Source organism: Psychrobacter sp. JCM 18900 (assembly GCF_904846625.1).
GTDB lineage: Bacteria > Pseudomonadota > Gammaproteobacteria > Pseudomonadales > Moraxellaceae > Psychrobacter.
The window spans coordinates 724,296-740,805 of record NZ_CAJHBL010000001.1 but is presented as its reverse complement, the minus strand read 5'-3'; the positions used below and the strand labels follow the sequence as shown (position 1 = coordinate 740,805).

Here is a 16,510-nt window from a genome sequence, read left to right as displayed (position 1 = left end):
CTTTGCTGACGACAATAGCGCGATGGCCCCACCTGATCCCTTCCCGAACTCAGAAGTGAAACATCGTAGCGCCAATGGTAGTGTGGTTCGCCCATGTGAGAGTAGGTCATCGTCAGCTCTCTATTCTGAAATATCCCCCGACATTAGCTTGTCGGGGGATTTTCTTTGTGTCTATCTTTTATTCCTAGTGACCTACGCAGCAAATCCTATTTAAAGATGAGCAAGGAGCAACGGCTGTCTGGGAGACAGTCGTCCGTAGCGCAAGACAAGAGCTATGCTTGCAGTTAGCAATACTTTGCCTTAACAGTGCTCTTCTCGTTCGGCAGCTCTCTATTATAGATAAAGCCACCATCGCGTGAGCGTTGGGGGCTTTTCTTTATCTAACATTAAGAATTATTTTGCCAATGCTACAACGTATATGCGAACTTTACCACTGACAGAATCAGAGATGCTTTCATTGCGTATATACTATTTGAAAGCGAAACCTGTGCCCTAAGACAAAAGAAGTATCTATCATTAGTCAAGACTATGCCATTAAATCTAACCAACTGTATTAGATTTATACCTAGCCAGTAGAGTTTATAAGCGATAGACGACGCCACAATATCCGCTTCTACCCTTTACTACGAGTAATACAGTATCTTAATTATTAAGCGGAGTGATGTTTTCATCTTAAGCAGGTTTTTATTGATAGAGGCAGAGACTTTATATCTAGCATATGAATTTGATTAGTTATCTGTTCATAATACCTTGATTGATTGGCTTTATAAAAACCTTTATATTGAATAGAGGTCTATATCAAGGATGAGTCTTATAGCTTACTCAATCGTATGCTATCTAACGAGCGTAGGCGGTTCGATGGCTTAATTATTTTTAATGAAGCTGAAATGGAAGAGCTATATTTGTAGTAGAGCTTTTAGCCATAGCAGTTTTTAGAATGAGCGTAAACCCACTCTAGAAACTACTTACTGACTGCTAACTATTCACTGTCTGTTGTACTACTTAAAATTTACTTTGAAGTTCTTTATTCTTCTTTGAATTTTGGCACACCTTTTTCCCAGACATCCCAGTTATCAACGATGTGATCGACAGTTTTTGATCCTACTAGCACGATATTTTCTACTGTTTCTGCAAAGCCACCAGCTGTTTCCCCTGGCGCTGGATCTAGATGTTGAAGCGTAGTCTCATTTGGATTACCTTGGTCAAAATTCACTGCACCACGTAAGCTCATTATGCGTTCAATACCTACCGTTCTGTTAAGTACTTGTGCTATTGCAGTGGCTTCCATTTCAGTGATAATGTAATCATCTGCATTATATAACTCAGCTATGTATTGCGCTTGTTTAGATAACCCTGGACCATGAAAAAAGGTATCTCCTGTCATATGAGTACCTACGGTGATAGCTGGGCTTCGTTGTGCTGCTGCATCAGGATATTTCATTCGATATGCGCTGGCTTCTTTTGAATCTTTTAAAGCAACTGACTGGCTTAAATGTAGATTCCATTTTAGCAGTTCAGAGTTAAGTTGATAGCGGCGAATATCTTCATAGCCTTTGCGGGGTGTAAACGTAGGTGCACCTTTTTCACCTTCTTCGGCTTTCCAGCGGTGACCTAAGTCGTAATCTACGAGCCAAGACGCCCAACTTACATCACCTATCGTGCCTTTACTCGGTGGTGTTCCTGCGACACCGCTTAGAACGAAGTAGCTTTTGCTAAAGTCAAATTTAGGAGAAAGTGTGATTGCTTGCATGGACGCTGAAGATCCTACTTTACCCATCCCTAATACCGAACCACAGACACCTTCTGAGTTACAATAAACTGGGCTATGGGCACCTTCTACTTTTATAGGCTTACTATCTGTAAAATATTGATTATACCAATGCTGAAATTCGCCTGCTTTATCTCCACTATTTTCACCAATCTCAAACATCGCTGCGATAAATACCTTTACTTGGATTTTATCTTGATGAGTTTCAGCTTGTGCGTTACTACAAAACATGAATATCATGGTAAAAATAGATAAATGAAAAAAATGTTTTTTTATAAACATATGGAACGCCTATTTAAAGTATTTGAGTCTGGATTTATAGTTTAATTAGCAATAACTAAAAAATATGCTAAAACTAAATAAATGCTTATATATCCAATATAGAATAGCATAATCTTCAGATAGGCTGGAGTGCTCGACTAGTGTAGAGGGTAGGTGAGAAGGTTTTGGTTGGAATAGATCTTCCTTTTTTATCTTTTATTCCTAGTGGCCTACACAGCAAATCCTATTAAAAGGATTTACTCTTGCGCTACGTTGAGGAGGAACAAGCGAAACACTGTTTCGCCCGACGTAAGACAAGAGCTGTGCTTGCAGTTAGCATGTTCTTCTTTAACTTAAAGGCGCTCAGGTCATCGTCAGCTCTCTATTCTTGAAAAGCCCCTTGATACGTCAGTATTAAAGGGCTTTTCTTTAAGAGGGATTTGAAAATGTTAGCTAGGTTCCGAGATTCTTAACAAATTTTTTCTACCTTATTGTTATATTTAGATTGTCGCTTCATTGTATTAGTGCTAGATTTATAGGAGAGTAAATTTTTATTTTTTAAATAAGTCAGGTACTATTCTATTTATGGTTTTTTATATCATACGAAATTAGACATTAATAAAAATACAGTTCTACTATGTATCATAGACTAAGCAGAAATATTGAATGGAATCTAATCTAAGTACGCTTACGGGTCGAATAGAGAATACAATTAGAAGCTCTATTAGTGGATTAACAGGACACGAATGGGATGAAGATTTCATTACCCTAAACTTACTTCGTGATTTAAGACATGAAATAAATGGTATATGCTTTATTAGTGAAGATAGAAAGAGCAAAATAGACTGGCAAATATACAAACTAAAGGGAGCTTATGAGAATAATTTTGGTGATATTGCTCTAATTGTGAATATTAACTATAAAGATGGTACTGACCTTCATGGGGTAGCATTCCTTGAAGCGAAAAAGCGTGACTGGAGAAAAACATCCTTCAGTGCAATGAAAATACCCCAAGCTAAAAGAATATTAAAGAATGCTCCTCGTTCTCATTACTTACTTTATGATTATGAAGAAATTACAAACTTCCTGTCAGCTTCTTCGTATCAAGAAGAGTTAAAGTATTACTATTATCATAGAGGTTCTCAAATTCCATTTTCTGCGGTCACTAGAGCTGTATGTGTACCTCTTGATTTAGCTTTAGAAACAGGTAATAAAGATACATTACTTTATCGTTATGGTACGCCATTGTCATTACAGCTTGCGAGCCGTTACTTTAATGGTTTGGATTTAGAATTTGACGAGACTTCCAAAAAAGTTGCTACAGGTTTCTTAGAGAAATTTGGTTTACCAAAGTATGTTATCAAAATTGATATTATTGAGAATGGTATAGAGCCTAAAGAAAATCAGCTTCGGGTAAATCAATCAAACTACAGTCAGATAGATTAAATATTAATGACTCGACGTTTTAATTTTGGCGACAATATTACTAGTATATTGATTTGGTACGATACCCTTATAAAATCGGTATTTTGAATAAAACTGAAAAAGGAAAGTTATTAATGTCTAGACCTGAAATAGAGAACATGAAAACTTGGCCAAGAAATTTGAGCACTGCTCAAGGTGGAGGTTTATCTACGTCCCAATATGGGGGTATGTCTACATCTCAATATGGAGGCATGTCCACTTCTCAGTACGGTGGATTATCTACGTCTCAATATGGGGGTATGTCTACATCTCAATATGGAGGCTTGTCCACCTCTCAGTACGGTGGATTATCTACATCTCAATATGGTGGGTTGTCTACATCCCAATATGGGGGTCTTTCAACATCACAGTATGGTGGTTTGTCAACATCACAAGGTGGTGGTATGTCTACCTCTTCAAGCAATGTATATAAAAGCAATATTCCACCTTGGCCAGTTTTTGTTAGAGAACTTGAAGCAAGAGGGTACCAATCTCAAGCAAATTTAATTCGTCAATACTTACCAGAATACTTATGGCCAGAAAACTTTTTTTAGTTAATACAATTTTAGAGAAAGTTTATCAGTAAGATATCACAACTTTTATTGCTAGATAGGGTGTTATATATAAACCATTTTTTAATCATCTAAGTCCAAAACTAGACGTTTCAACTAATAAAAACGAAATTTTCTTGTATGTATTTTATAAATTTATCCCTCAAAATAATTCACCTATCTCTATCGTTTCTTTAAAATCAAACCTCAATTGCTCATCTTTACGCTGTCTCATCTGTTCTATACGCAGCTTGCACCCAGCGATAAGCCTTATACCTCGCGTTGTTGCTCTGTCCTCATATCATGCCATAGTTGGCGCTCAGGTCGATTGTGTAGACAACCAAAACAATAGCCTTTTTTGTAGATCGTGCGGATACTGGTAATGTCAAGCAATTCAATTAGTTTTAAATATATTATTTTAAATTGTGCATTTAACTTTATAGTCAAAAAACAATACTCTATTGAAAACCAGTAGTTCAACAACAACTATCAAAGAGAACCCCCATGACAACATCAAAAGTAACCTACCAAGGCAATTTACGCACCCAAGCCATTCACCTACAGTCGAATAATCGAATCATTACTGATGCGCCAACGGACAATCATGGTAAGGGCGAAGCGTTTTCACCGACTGATTTACTAGCGACCAGTTTGGGTAGTTGTATCTTAACAATTATTGGTATCAAAGCCGAAGCGATGGACATCGATATCTCAGGTACGACCGCAGAAGTTACCAAAGTCATGGCGGCGAAACCAAGACGTGTAAGTGAAATACACGTTGTGGTTAATTTTTCGAAAGCATTGGACGAGAGTACCTTAAAACGGTTTTATAAAACCGCGTTGACCTGTCCAGTAGGCAATAGCTTGGATCCTGCCATTACTCAAAATCTAGTGTTTAACAATGGCACAGACGCCTAATATGTCTACTAAGACTTTACTCATCGTCGCTCATACGCCATCGCCCAATACTCAGAAATTGGCGCAGGCAGCTTATGACGGTGCCAATCATCCTGATATAGATATCACTGTCATTTTGAAATCACCGCAGGATACGCAGCCTGAAGACGTGTTGGCTGCTGATGCGTTACTGCTAGGTACGACTGAGAATCTGGCGTATATGGCAGGGCTGACCAAGGACTTTTTTGATCGTTGCTACTATCCTATATTAGAGAAAAAGCAGGGCATGCCATTTGCGGTATATATACGCGCAGGGCATGATGGTACAGGTACCAAGCTTGCGCTCAAAACGATTACAACGGGGCTACGTTGGTCATGGATTCAAGAGGCGCTGTTACTACAAGGCGATTGGCAAGAGAGCTTTGTTGAGCAAGTAGAAGAGCTTGCTATGACGCTTGCTGCTGGGGTAGAGGCAGGTATTTACTAGTAGTCAGTTGTTTGGTAGTCAGGCAGTATTAGACAGTGCTTATTCATCTACTGCTATCAATACTGAGAGCATAAAAAAAGGTCTGGGAGGATAGTAATGCATGACGATAATCTGGAGAGTGATAATCCAAATAATAAAGTAGATATTTCTGCATTGCCGTTTTCTCAAGCGTGTGAAAATAATAAACAGCCTATTCTAGAAGTACTCCAGACAGAACTACAAGGCTTTAATCATGTATTAGAAGTTGGCTCTGGAACAGGTCAGCATAGTGTTTACTTTGCCCCTAATCTGCCTGAGATACAATGGCAAACCAGCGATGTGATTAGTAATCATCGCCATATCATTGCTTGGCATAATGCGTATCCTGCACCTAATTTATATTCGCCATTAGCGTTTGATTTGGCGCATGACTCAGTACCTGTTAGTAGTCATTTAGATAGTGGTCATTTAAATAGCAGTCATGTAGACAAACCTTATGATGTAATATTTACAGCCAATACTTTGCATATCATTAGCTGGGCTTTGGTAGAGCGATTATTTGCATTGGCTAGTGATGCGCTACCTGTGGACGGTAAGCTGATTGTATATGGTCCTTTTAATGAGCATAGTAAATATACCAGTGAAGGTAATCAGCGATTTGATGCGATGTTGAGAGCAGGCAACCCTGCCAGCGGCATTCGTGATAAAGAAGACATTGTCAGTCTAGCAAATGCTCATCATCTACAAATTTCAAAAACATATGCAATGCCTGCTAATAATCAGCTATTAGTATTTCAAAAAATATAAAGCATCGAATTCTTAGAACAGAAAAGCCACTTCAATTAAGATCAGAAGATGATCGATTGAAGTGGCTTTTTAGTTAGGCTTTCTTATTTTTTACGCTGTTAGACTATTTATATTCTTCTGCTAAAAAATCTAAGTAGCGTTTCCAAGAGCGCTCATCGGCGCGAGCATCATATCTATCGCTGCCAAATACGCTAAAGGCATGTGGTGCGCCGCTGTAGGTAACCATTTCGTGAGGTATTTTGGCTGCTTCTAATGTCTTGCCCAAAGTCGCAAAGCTCTCTAGCGAGACAGATTGGTCAGCAGAGCCATGGAATACTAGGATTTCTCCTGTAGTTTTGTCATAGCTTTGACCGGTTGGAATGTCGAATGCACCGTGGAAGGGTACAAAGGCTTTTTGCTCAAAACCTGAACGGGCAAGCTCTAACGCGACCGTACCGCCAAAACAATAACCCATGGTCGTGCCTTTACGCACATCATTGCCTTGTAGTTGTCCTGCTGTCAGTGCCCCTGCCAATATGCGACGCATTTTATTACGATCATCATATAGCTCCCCAGTTAGGCGTTTGTTTTCTTCGATAGAAGTAGGACGAATGCCTTGTCCAAACATATCGGCTGCCAATACGTTGTAGCCTTCAGCCGCTAACATATCAGCACGTTTGCGCTCATAGTCAGTTAGACCATCCCAATCATGAATCAATAAGATAAAAGGTGCGTTTGGCTTATCCGCCTTGGCGTAATAGCCTTCGTACGCTTTATCATCGACCGTATAGGTCACGTTTTTGGTCGTGATAGCAGCAGCTGTTTGACTGAACGTTAATGCCATTAGACCCATTGACGCGCCTACTAGCAATGAGTGATAAGGTTTTTTAATCGGGGAGCTTAGAGTTGGTAACATGGTAGGTAGCCTTATAGTTATATAAAAAATAGTCGCATTGTCAAATCCATATAAAACCGCTACAACGTCATTTTCACTAACCATACTAATGTATAACTTGCGCTCGGTTTTCTTGTATCGAAATTATCTGAATCCAACGATATAAAAAAGATAAATATAAGGCTAAAACCATGCCAATTTATTTATCAATAGTCTCTAGTACTGCGTAAAAAGCATACCTTAAAGAATAACTACATTACAAGATTCTATTGTTAACGTTTATGCGCCTTTAAGACCATCTAAAGCAGCTGGTTTATAGCGTCTATAGACCTTAACCAAACATCAACAAGGTTTACTATATACGCAACTATATTTGACTTATTTTTTGGGTAGTATAAGTCCTAAGCCTATTATTCCTTTACGAATTTTAGTGCGGTATTAATTTAACGCTCGACAATGCTGAAGACACAGATAAATAAATGACAGATGAAGTCACCACTATCTCAAAGGATATTAAACCTGTGTAGGCACTCTTTTAATGATTTAAAAGAGCACTCTCAATCTATTAGCTAGGATTTTTTATGAATAATAATATCGATCATACTGACCCCGCCAAAAACATGAATACTGAACGTGGCAATGGTGGTGAAACTCATCAGCGTGCAGGCGACGACACTAAAGTATTGACCACGCAGCAAGGTGTGGCTATCGCTGATAACCAAAACTCTTTAAAAGCAGGTTCACGTGGACCGACGCTGTTAGAGGATTTTGTATTACGTGAAAAAATCAATCATTTTGACCATGAGCGTATCCCTGAGCGTATCGTCCATGCTCGTGGTAGCGCAGCACACGGTTATTTTGAGCTAACAGAGTCACTAGAAGAGTATACGACTGCTAAAGTGTTGACCGAAACAGGTAAGCAAACGCCATTGTTTACGCGTTTCTCAACAGTAGCGGGTAATAAAGGCTCAAAAGACACGCCACGCGATGTGCGTGGTTTTGCTGTGAAAATTTATACGGAAGAAGGTAACTGGGACATTGTTGGTAACAACATGCCAATCTTCTTTATCCAAGATGCGATGAAGTTTCCAGATTTGATTCATGCGGTAAAACCAGAACCAGATCGTGGTTTCCCGCAAGCAGCTTCTGCTCATGATACGTTTTGGGATTTTGTCTCACTAAGTCCTGAAACCATGCACAATCTAATTTGGCTGATGAGTGATCGCGGTCTGCCACGTAGCCTACGCATGATGGAAGGCTTCGGTATTCATAGCTATCGCTTAATCAATAAAGACGGTAAGAGCACCTTTGTACGTTTCCATTGGAAGCCAGTATTGGGCGTACAGTCAACCACGTGGGATGAGGCAGTGAAAATCTCAGGTGCTGATCCTGACTATCATCGCCGTGATTTGTTTGAGTCAATCAATAATGGCGACTATCCTGAATGGGAATTTGGCGTGCAGTTATTTACTGAAGAAGAAGCCAACGAATTCCCATTTGATCATCTCGATGCGACAAAACTGATTCCAGAAGAATTGGTACCAGTAAAAGTCGTGGGTAAGATGGTATTGAACCGTTATCCAGATAATTTCTTTGCAGAGACTGAGCAGGTAGCATTCTGCCCATCGCATCTGCCACCGGGTGTTGATTTCAGTAATGACCCATTATTACAAGGTCGTTTGTTTAGTTATCTAGACACTCAGCTATCACGTCTAGGCTCGCCAAACTTTGCCCAGATTCCTATTAATGCGCCAAAATGTCCGTTTGCTAACAATCAGCAAGATGGTCATATGCAGATGCAAGTGCCAAAGACGCGTGTACTCTATGAGCCACAAAGCCTAGATCCAACTCGTCCTCGTGAAAGCACTAAACGTGGATTCAATTCATTCCATGAGCAACTAGATGATGGCGTAAAAGGCCGCGTACGTGACGAGAGCTTTGCCGATCACTATAGTCAGCCACGTATGTTCTACCGTAGTCAGACAGCAACTGAGCAAGCCCATATTGCAACCGCTTATGCGTTTGAGCTAGGTAAAGTAGATACAGCCCATGTGCGTACGCGTATGCTTAGCCATTTGATTCATATCGATGAAGACTTGGCCAATCGCGTAGCAACGGCCTTGGGTATGGAGCTACCAGAGCCAGCTGACGCGGCTGCACCTGTCCAAGACTTGGGAACCTCTAAAGCGGTACAAACTATTGGCCTAACGCCTGATAGCCTAAAAGGTCGCATGATTGGTATCTTAGTCGCAGAAGGTTCTAATAGTAGTGAAGTCAAAAAATTTGAAGATGCTGCCAAAGCGCAGGGTGCTAGTGTCAAGATTGTAGCGCCTAACAAAGAAGTCGTATTAGATGATGGTACACGCATACAAGCTGATGAGCGCCTCGCTGGTGGTCCGTCAGTGATGTTTGATGCCGTCGTTAGTATCATCATGCCTGACCAAGCTAAAAAGCTCGCAAAAGACAGCTCAGCATTAGATTGGTTCAATGATGCGTACAATCATTGCAAAGCCATCGCCTATTGCGGTGCGACTGATGAATTTATCCTAAGTAAACTGCCAGTTGAAAAAGATGAGTTTGTGACGCCATTGGCTGAGTTAGATGCCTTTATTAGTAATGCTAAGTCTCGTCTATGGGAACGTGAGCCAAAGGTTCGTGATCTTGCATAGTTGATAAGTAGGTAATTTACGAATTATCTAAGATAACAAATAAGATATTAAGTGTTTCCTTAAACCCAGCCTAAGCGCTGGGTTTTTGCTTTTTGCTAATAAGGTGAGAATTTTCACAGATAAAAGTCATGTATATAGGTGCTAATAGTTATTTATTAATCGTTATTAGTCGCATTGTCTCTGTATGCCCCATGACTTCTATATATAGTCACAAGCGTTCACTCAAAATCATTTTATTTGTAGTGACGGGCGCTATACTAAAGATTGGCTATAAAACTGAACAAAAGCCTCACAATAATAACGACGAATGAGGTAGGGAACACCAATGAGTCTATGTGAAATTGTACGTTTAGAAGGATATATCCAGAGTAGCTATCTGGCAGTATATCCAGATAAAATAATGCTGTTAGATGGCTGCTGCCGTGCTGATGTACCGATGGTGCTTGACTATATTAAGACAACGTTAAAACGACCCGTCACCGACCTAAAAGTAGTAGTGGTCACGCATATGCATCCGGATCATGCAGGTGGTGCGAATAAGTTTCGAGAAAAGACGGGCTGTCTGATTGTCTCAACAGATAGAAAAAAGCAGTGGTATAGCGGTATTGGTGGGCGCACGATGCACTTCGTAGATATACATCTAGGATATTATGTGGCCAGACGTCAAGGTAAACCATTTAAAAACCTATATTACTCGGCAAGTCTGAAACCGGATATCACCGTCACAGATGGTGAGCTTGTGCCAAAGTTCGATGAGTGGCAAGTATTAGAGACGCCAGGTCATACGGATCGTGATTTATCATTGTTTCATCTGCCTAGTCGTGAAGTATACACCGCTGATTTAATCATTAAGTTGCGCCATAAGTTCGTAGCACCATTTCCTGTCTATTACCCTAAAGACTATGTCCAGTCGCTAAAAAAAATTAGGGCATTACAACCGTCAATGGTGATGATGGCACATGGACGAGAGCTGGCGATGAGTGAGGCAGAGTTTGATGAGTTTATCGCTCATGCGCCCAAGCATCCACGTACCATCAAGGATACGATCAGACATAAACTACTATGGCGCAAGAGAGATAACTTTCGACTGTTTAAACGTAAGCATAATAAGTAGAGGTATATAAAAGTTAAGAAACTAATAGCTAAAAAAACGTTTAAAAAGCTCAGACGAAAAAAAGCCCAATTACTAAGATAGTAACTGGGCTTTCTAAATATGGTGGGCTGTCCGCGACTCGAACGCGGGACCAATTGATTAAAAGTCAACTGCTCTACCAACTGAGCTAACAGCCCTGAAGAGTATATAAAAAAGCGATGCTTTCTAACTCTGCAAGAGAAAATTCTAACTAAAGAACTTTCTAAAACTAAACATCTGAACGATGTTTTTTAAACTTACCTTTATCAGTCTACTACCGGATAGGGCAGAACGATTAATAAAGATTAAACTAAATATGGTGGGCTGTCCGCGACTCGAACGCGGGACCAATTGATTAAAAGTCAACTGCTCTACCAACTGAGCTAACAGCCCTAACGTTTAAAGTGTTTGTATCCCTAAACGTGAGAGCACATTATATATATTATTATGACAATTACAACCCCACATGATAAAAAAAGTGTAATTCTCTTATAAAATTGCCAATTTATTCCAGTTTCTTTAAATTTTTGCCATTATATCGATATTGACTGCTCTATTTTTGGCTAAAGCGAGTCAATAATCGATTATTAGTCTCGAGAAAGTGCTTCAACAGGATCTAGTTTGGCAGCATTACGCGCTGGCAAGAATCCAAATACTACGCCAATTAACGTCGAACAAACAAAAGCGGCAATAATAGAGGTTGATGAATAGATAACTTTGAAATTATCACCGCCCACACTATTAATTAACTCACCAATGGCAAAGGCCAGTCCAATACCAATCAGCCCCCCTAAAATACAGACCAGAACGGCCTCAATGAGGAACTGTTGCATGATATCGCTCTGACGCGCACCCACTGCCATACGTACGCCAATCTCGTTAGTGCGTTCAGTGACAGAGACCAGCATAATGTTCATCACCCCAATACCGCCGACGATCAATGAAATAACCGCGACCGATGAGATAAGTAATGTCATCGTGCCTGTCGTCGATTCAATGGTTTGACGGATAGAGTCTGAATTGCGCAGCTCAAAGTCATCTTTGCCATGGCGACTCTCTATCAAGTCAGAGATGGCCGTCTCTGCGGCACTAGAAGAGATACTGTCATCTAACAACGCTACAAAGCGATCGATATTGGTACTACCCGTGACACGCGACATTACCGTTGTATAAGGCATATAGATGGTAGGCGTTGTCACACTGGGGCCAAAACCACCATCGCTCTCTTCAAGGACGCCAATCACGCGTCCAGGCACACTACCAACCAATATCACTTCGCCAACAGGATTATCAATATCTGAGAAAAAGGTCTGCTTGGCATTATCATCGATGATGATATCTTGACTACGTAATGTGACGCTTTTTGCATCAAACCCTTGACCCAATGCCAATGTCTCACCAGTGACGGTTAGATAGTCTTCGCCAACGCCGTTGACGGTAGCGTCCTCTTGTATACTACGATAGCGCACGCTAGAGTTAGCATTTACCTGAGGGCTAACGCTGATAATATAGGGCTGATTGCCGACCGCTTCGGCGTCTTCTGGCGTCAAGTTGTCATCATTATAGCGGCGTCTAGGGTCGCCTCTAGGGTAGCCATCATTGACGGTAATGGTATTGGTACCTAACGAGCTGATATTGGCAAGGATTTGCTGCTGAGAGCCTTGTCCAAGACCTACGATAGATACAACCGCAGCGATACCGATGATAATGCCGAGCATAGTCAGTAGGGTACGCATCTTATGCGCGCGCATGGCCAGCAAAGACATTTTAAACGCTTCAAGCAATCGATCTATGAAACTGCCAAAGGCACTTTTTCGATGTTCACCAAGGATAGACTCTGGTTTTTTGTCTGTGTGCTTGTAATGCTCAGTTTGATAGTCAGCGATGACATAGCCATCTTTTAACTCAATCACACGCTCCGCTTGCGCTGCCAGCTTTGGATCATGTGTGACCATGATAATGGTATGACCTTGTGCGCTGAGGTCATGCAAAATCGCCATGACATCTTCGCCAGATTTGCTGTCTAGGGCACCCGTTGGCTCATCTGCCAAAATAACGTCACCACCATTCATCAGTGCACGAGCAACAGAAACACGCTGCTGCTGTCCACCTGAGAGCTGATTGGGACGGTTATTGACCTTATTGCCAAGGCCCAAATCCGTTAATAGCTTCTCAGCACGATTGGTGCGTGCTTCGGTATCCATGCCCGCATACACGGCAGGGACGGCCACGTTGTCTTTGGCACTGATATCCCCAAGCAAATGATAGCGCTGAAAAATAAACCCAAAGTGCTCACGGCGCAGTTCGGCCAGCTGATCGGCATCAAGCTTACGAGCGGATTGACCGTAAATCTTATAATCGCCAGCGGTGGCTTGATCTAGACAACCTAAGATATTCATCAAGGTGGACTTACCAGAGCCTGACTGTCCAATGATGGCGACCATCTCGCCTTGATTGATAGTTAGATTGATATCATGTAAGACACGAATAGTTTGCTCACCAGCAGGGAACTCTCTGATAATGCCAGACAACTCCATAATAGGCTTGCCTGGTGCAGGGTGATTAACGGTATTGATTTTTGCTGAATTATTCAAGTTATCTGAATTATCTAAGTTGTTTGAGCTATCTGAGCTGTTTGAAGGGTTAGCAGAAGTGTGTGACCCTAAGTTTTGAGCCGTGCTACTTTCAGAGCTATCTTCAGTCGACGGTTTAGGAGATTGAGATATAGTCATAGCAGTGTCTTTAATAAAGGCTAATAAGCGTTATGGTGTTGTTATGAAAGGGCTGCTATGTTTAACAAGCCCTTTTTTATTCAACATAGTCAAAGAACAAGTTACATTCGAGGTCCACCAGGGATACGGCCGCTACCTGATTTCTTACCGCTTTCTTCACTGATGATTACTTCTTCCCCTTCTTTCAAACCACTTAAGATTTGCGCGTTTACTCGGTTATCGATACCGACTTCTACAGTACGCTCTTCTACGGTTCCGTCCTCTTTTAATACACGTACAAACTTACCAGTGGCCGCTTTGCCTTTTTCTTTACCTTTAGCTCGCTTTTCTTGTATCACTGTTGACGGTACTAACAGCGCGTTTTTGGCTTCATTGACGATAATATAAATCTGCGCGGTCATATCAATACGGAACAAGCGGTCAGGGTTTGGTACTTCTACGTAGCCGACATAATAGATCGCAGCGTCCGTTGAGCTGGTACTACTGATTTGCTCTGGGGCAGGTTCGATAGCAGTCAACGTCGCATCATACTGCTGGTCTGGATTACCGATGATATTGAAATAAGCGGGCATACCAGCATTGACATTGATAACGTCAGCTTCCGAGATTTGCGCATTAATACGTACGGTCGATAAATCCGCTAGCGTTACTAATGTAGGCGCTGTTTGATTAGCATTGACGGTGGTGCCTTGCTCAGTCGTAATAGAAACGACAGTACCTGATATCGGGGCGCGAATCGTGGTATAGCTTAAATCTTCTTCAGCAGTACTGACGTTGGTTCGTGATTTGCGTAGCGCCGCTTGCTGACTGTTGATATTGGCTTCGGTAGTCGCAATCGCAGCCTTTGCCGTATCGATAGCTGCACGTGCATTGGCAACGGCTGCTTTTGCGGTCTCGACACTGGTCGCTTGCGTGTCATATTCTTGCTGCGAGATAGCGTCGATAGCGACTAAGTCTTGCAAGCGTGCAAAATCAGACTGTGCCTGTTTGAGCTCAGACTGACGGCTGGCAAGATCAGCATAGGCACTTTTTAGACTGGCTTGTTTGCTTAATGATTCTGCTTGCGCACTTTGTAGCGCGGCTTCGCTTTGTTCAAGACTGGCTTGTTCATTGCTCAGGCTGTTCTTCTGAGTCACTTGATCAATCTGTGCAATCAAATCGCCTTGTTTGACTTCGTCACCGACTTCAACGTACAGGCGTTTTACTTCACCAGATACCTGTGCCCCTACATCGACGGTATTCAACGCTTTTACTTTACCAGACGCCATGACATTGTTTTCAATATCACCGACTTCAACGGTTGCGGTTAAATAGTTAGGTGTGGCTTCTTCTGGTTTTAAAAAAGTATAGGCCAAAGCCCCTAATGCTACGATAATTAAGGCAATAACACCCCATTTGATAGCAGACTTTTTGCTTATTTTGCGCATGACAACAATCCAATCACAATTAAATCAAGTGTAGATATAGTAGAGACTTCACCTACAAAAGGGAATGGAAATTAGTTTACGAAAGGTTAAGGTAGCCAAGAATAGAGACAGGTACAGAAAAGAAACGCTTACTAAAAATCAATAAAACGGAGATTATAGGAGAACAAAATAGGGTAGTAGAATCTGGATTTATAGCGTTTAAATATATAAACCAGTAAGAAAAACGTATAAATCAGTAAGAGAAGAGATGGATAACTCGTAGCTAAGCGCAACAATAAAAGGTGGTGACAAGCGGATCAGTCTTAGCGCATTGCAAATAAACGCTTACCTGCGAGCTCTAGTGCCGCTTGCAATAATAGCTCCCATGCTGGCTGGCGAATAAGACCTTTGATAGCTTGGTCACAGCGGTAAAGCAAGGCAGGCCATTCGCTCGTTTGTTGTTTTGACTGACGGCGGCAGGCTTGTTGGTATAACCCTTGTTTACTACGCCAAATGCCTAATGCTTGAGGGTCTTGACCGTCCATAAGTTGAATGATTTGACGCATGTCTTTGCTAATAGCCCAGAGTACTAAAGTAGTGGGCTCATCGGTCGACTTTAGCTGAAACATGATTTTGGCAACCTGCGCACTATTACCCGCGAGCATCGCATCAGACAAATCAAACACACTAAACTGCGCGTCGCTGACCAACGCTGCTTGTAGGTCTGCAATATCCAATGCCACATTATTCACAGGTTGTGAAAAGCTATTAGATTGTTCGGTGCTATTGTCATTAGCACTATTTTCACTAGTACTGTTATTAGCAACTAGCTGCGGTGCAAACAGATAAGACAACCGCCATAGGGTTTGATAAGCACTTAGCAAATGATGCTCAGTGTGTGACATGAGTAGCTGCCACGCCTCTTGAGACAATCGTAAGCCAAACTTCTGAGCTTGTATTTGTAGTAGCTGTTGGCGCTGCTGCTCATTGTATAAATTGCAATCAATGACATTGCCATACTGCGCAAAAGGAGCAAACCATTTGCTGCTCTGGCTGCGTTTGTCTTGCTTAGGTGTGAGCCACAACACACTATGACCATGTGTGCCAGCTTGTGCCTCGACCGCAAAACGTTCCAGCTCGGCGATAACTGCTTTGTCAGGTTTATGGTTGCCCGTCACGATTAAGGCACTAGCGTCATCAAATAAAGACTGGCTGCCAAGCTCGGATAGTACTTCTTGCCAGCTTTTGACAGAAATCAACTCTATACGTTTGATTGCGTAATTCTGTGCGCGCCAGTGTGGACGCAGCGCATCTATCAACCATTGACTGAGTAATGGCTCGTCACCGTGCGCCAGCCACAAGCCAGCTACCGCAACGGAAGGCTGCAGTAGTTTTGGGTAGGCTTTTATGAAAGTATCTTGCATAGCGTGGTGTTACACAGGTTGATGAGCAGGTAATACCAGCTCTAAAATATGATCAGCAG

The 16,510-nt window shown here is 41.6% G+C and carries 12 protein-coding genes, 2 tRNA genes and 1 rRNA gene; 8 read left to right on the top strand and 7 right to left on the bottom strand.

The genetic code is table 11. The features are described from left to right. The first annotated feature begins 4 nt into the window (after positions 1 to 4). A 5S ribosomal RNA gene (rrf, locus tag JMX96_RS02940) occupies positions 5 to 118 on the top strand. A 906-nt stretch (positions 119 to 1,024) separates the two neighbouring features. On the opposite strand, the gene JMX96_RS02935 is transcribed toward rrf, so the two are convergent. Next, positions 1,025 to 2,050 carry a purine-nucleoside phosphorylase gene (locus JMX96_RS02935; RefSeq protein ID WP_201567199.1) on the bottom strand — a complete coding sequence of 342 codons (1,026 nt, stop codon included), beginning with the start codon at positions 2,048 to 2,050 and terminating at the stop codon, positions 1,025 to 1,027. Between the two features lie 645 nt (positions 2,051 to 2,695). Between JMX96_RS02935 and JMX96_RS02930 the strand changes: the two genes are divergently transcribed. The 5 genes from JMX96_RS02930 (at position 2,696) to JMX96_RS02905 (ending at position 6,214) form a co-directional block, all read left to right on the top strand. Next, positions 2,696 to 3,475: a hypothetical protein gene (locus JMX96_RS02930; protein ID WP_201567198.1), complete on the top strand. Its 780-nt coding sequence runs from the start codon at positions 2,696 to 2,698 to the stop codon at positions 3,473 to 3,475. A 113-nt stretch (positions 3,476 to 3,588) separates the two neighbouring features. Beyond that, positions 3,589 to 4,047: a hypothetical protein gene (locus tag JMX96_RS02925; protein WP_201567197.1), complete on the top strand. Its 459-nt coding sequence runs from the start codon at positions 3,589 to 3,591 to the stop codon at positions 4,045 to 4,047. Between the two features lie 501 nt (positions 4,048 to 4,548). Further along, a complete protein-coding gene (locus tag JMX96_RS02915; RefSeq protein WP_201567196.1) occupies positions 4,549 to 4,962 on the top strand; it encodes an OsmC family protein in 414 nt (137 codons plus the stop codon). A 1-nt stretch (position 4,963) separates the two neighbouring features. Beyond that, positions 4,964 to 5,428, top strand: coding sequence for a flavodoxin family protein (locus JMX96_RS02910; RefSeq protein ID WP_201567195.1), 465 nt, complete (start codon positions 4,964 to 4,966; stop codon positions 5,426 to 5,428). Between the two features lie 96 nt (positions 5,429 to 5,524). Continuing rightward, a complete protein-coding gene (locus JMX96_RS02905; protein WP_201567194.1) occupies positions 5,525 to 6,214 on the top strand; it encodes a DUF938 domain-containing protein in 690 nt (229 codons plus the stop codon). Positions 6,215 to 6,317: 103 nt separating this feature from the next. Here JMX96_RS02905 and JMX96_RS02900 read toward each other — a convergent pair whose 3' ends face one another. Next, positions 6,318 to 7,109 (bottom strand): dienelactone hydrolase family protein, encoded by a 792-nt coding sequence (locus JMX96_RS02900; RefSeq protein WP_201567192.1) that lies wholly within the window; start codon positions 7,107 to 7,109, stop codon positions 6,318 to 6,320. Between the two features lie 560 nt (positions 7,110 to 7,669). Here JMX96_RS02900 and JMX96_RS02895 point away from each other — a divergent pair. Next, positions 7,670 to 9,757, top strand: coding sequence for a catalase (locus JMX96_RS02895; protein WP_201567190.1), 2,088 nt, complete (start codon positions 7,670 to 7,672; stop codon positions 9,755 to 9,757). Positions 9,758 to 10,082: 325 nt separating this feature from the next. After that, the gene (locus JMX96_RS02890; protein ID WP_201567188.1) at positions 10,083 to 10,871 is read left to right on the top strand and encodes an MBL fold metallo-hydrolase; all 789 of its coding nucleotides are present in this window, start codon (positions 10,083 to 10,085) and stop codon (positions 10,869 to 10,871) included. A 100-nt stretch (positions 10,872 to 10,971) separates the two neighbouring features. Here JMX96_RS02890 and JMX96_RS02885 read toward each other — a convergent pair. From JMX96_RS02885 to JMX96_RS02865, 5 genes are all read right to left on the bottom strand, one after another. Continuing rightward, a tRNA-Lys gene (locus tag JMX96_RS02885) sits at positions 10,972 to 11,047 on the bottom strand. 159 nt (positions 11,048 to 11,206) lie between these two features. Further along, a tRNA-Lys gene (locus JMX96_RS02880) sits at positions 11,207 to 11,282 on the bottom strand. Between the two features lie 194 nt (positions 11,283 to 11,476). Then, positions 11,477 to 13,426, bottom strand: coding sequence for a MacB family efflux pump subunit (locus JMX96_RS02875; RefSeq protein WP_198327634.1), 1,950 nt, complete (start codon positions 13,424 to 13,426; stop codon positions 11,477 to 11,479). Positions 13,427 to 13,722: 296 nt separating this feature from the next. Further along, positions 13,723 to 15,048, bottom strand: a complete 1,326-nt coding sequence (locus JMX96_RS02870) for an efflux RND transporter periplasmic adaptor subunit (RefSeq protein ID WP_201567186.1) — start codon at positions 15,046 to 15,048, stop codon at positions 13,723 to 13,725. 302 nt (positions 15,049 to 15,350) lie between these two features. Beyond that, positions 15,351 to 16,451 carry a DNA polymerase III subunit delta gene (locus tag JMX96_RS02865; RefSeq protein ID WP_201567184.1) on the bottom strand — a complete coding sequence of 367 codons (1,101 nt, stop codon included), beginning with the start codon at positions 16,449 to 16,451 and terminating at the stop codon, positions 15,351 to 15,353. Positions 16,452 to 16,510: the final 59 nt, after the last annotated feature.

What these genes read in the sequence shown, in the direction of transcription:
- JMX96_RS02935 (WP_201567199.1), bottom strand. Translation starts at nt 2,050, where the DNA reads ATGTTTATAAAAAAACATTTTTTTCATTTATCTATTTTTACCATGATA.
- JMX96_RS02930 (WP_201567198.1), top strand. Translation starts at nt 2,696, where the DNA reads ATGGAATCTAATCTAAGTACGCTTACGGGTCGAATAGAGAATACAATT.
- JMX96_RS02925 (WP_201567197.1), top strand. Translation starts at nt 3,589, where the DNA reads ATGTCTAGACCTGAAATAGAGAACATGAAAACTTGGCCAAGAAATTTG.
- JMX96_RS02915 (WP_201567196.1), top strand. Translation starts at nt 4,549, where the DNA reads ATGACAACATCAAAAGTAACCTACCAAGGCAATTTACGCACCCAAGCC.
- JMX96_RS02910 (WP_201567195.1), top strand. Translation starts at nt 4,964, where the DNA reads ATGTCTACTAAGACTTTACTCATCGTCGCTCATACGCCATCGCCCAAT.
- JMX96_RS02905 (WP_201567194.1), top strand. Translation starts at nt 5,525, where the DNA reads ATGCATGACGATAATCTGGAGAGTGATAATCCAAATAATAAAGTAGAT.
- JMX96_RS02900 (WP_201567192.1), bottom strand. Translation starts at nt 7,109, where the DNA reads ATGTTACCAACTCTAAGCTCCCCGATTAAAAAACCTTATCACTCATTG.
- JMX96_RS02895 (WP_201567190.1), top strand. Translation starts at nt 7,670, where the DNA reads ATGAATAATAATATCGATCATACTGACCCCGCCAAAAACATGAATACT.
- JMX96_RS02890 (WP_201567188.1), top strand. Translation starts at nt 10,083, where the DNA reads ATGAGTCTATGTGAAATTGTACGTTTAGAAGGATATATCCAGAGTAGC.
- JMX96_RS02875 (WP_198327634.1), bottom strand. Translation starts at nt 13,426, where the DNA reads ATGGAGTTGTCTGGCATTATCAGAGAGTTCCCTGCTGGTGAGCAAACT.
- JMX96_RS02870 (WP_201567186.1), bottom strand. Translation starts at nt 15,048, where the DNA reads ATGCGCAAAATAAGCAAAAAGTCTGCTATCAAATGGGGTGTTATTGCC.
- JMX96_RS02865 (WP_201567184.1), bottom strand. Translation starts at nt 16,451, where the DNA reads ATGCAAGATACTTTCATAAAAGCCTACCCAAAACTACTGCAGCCTTCC.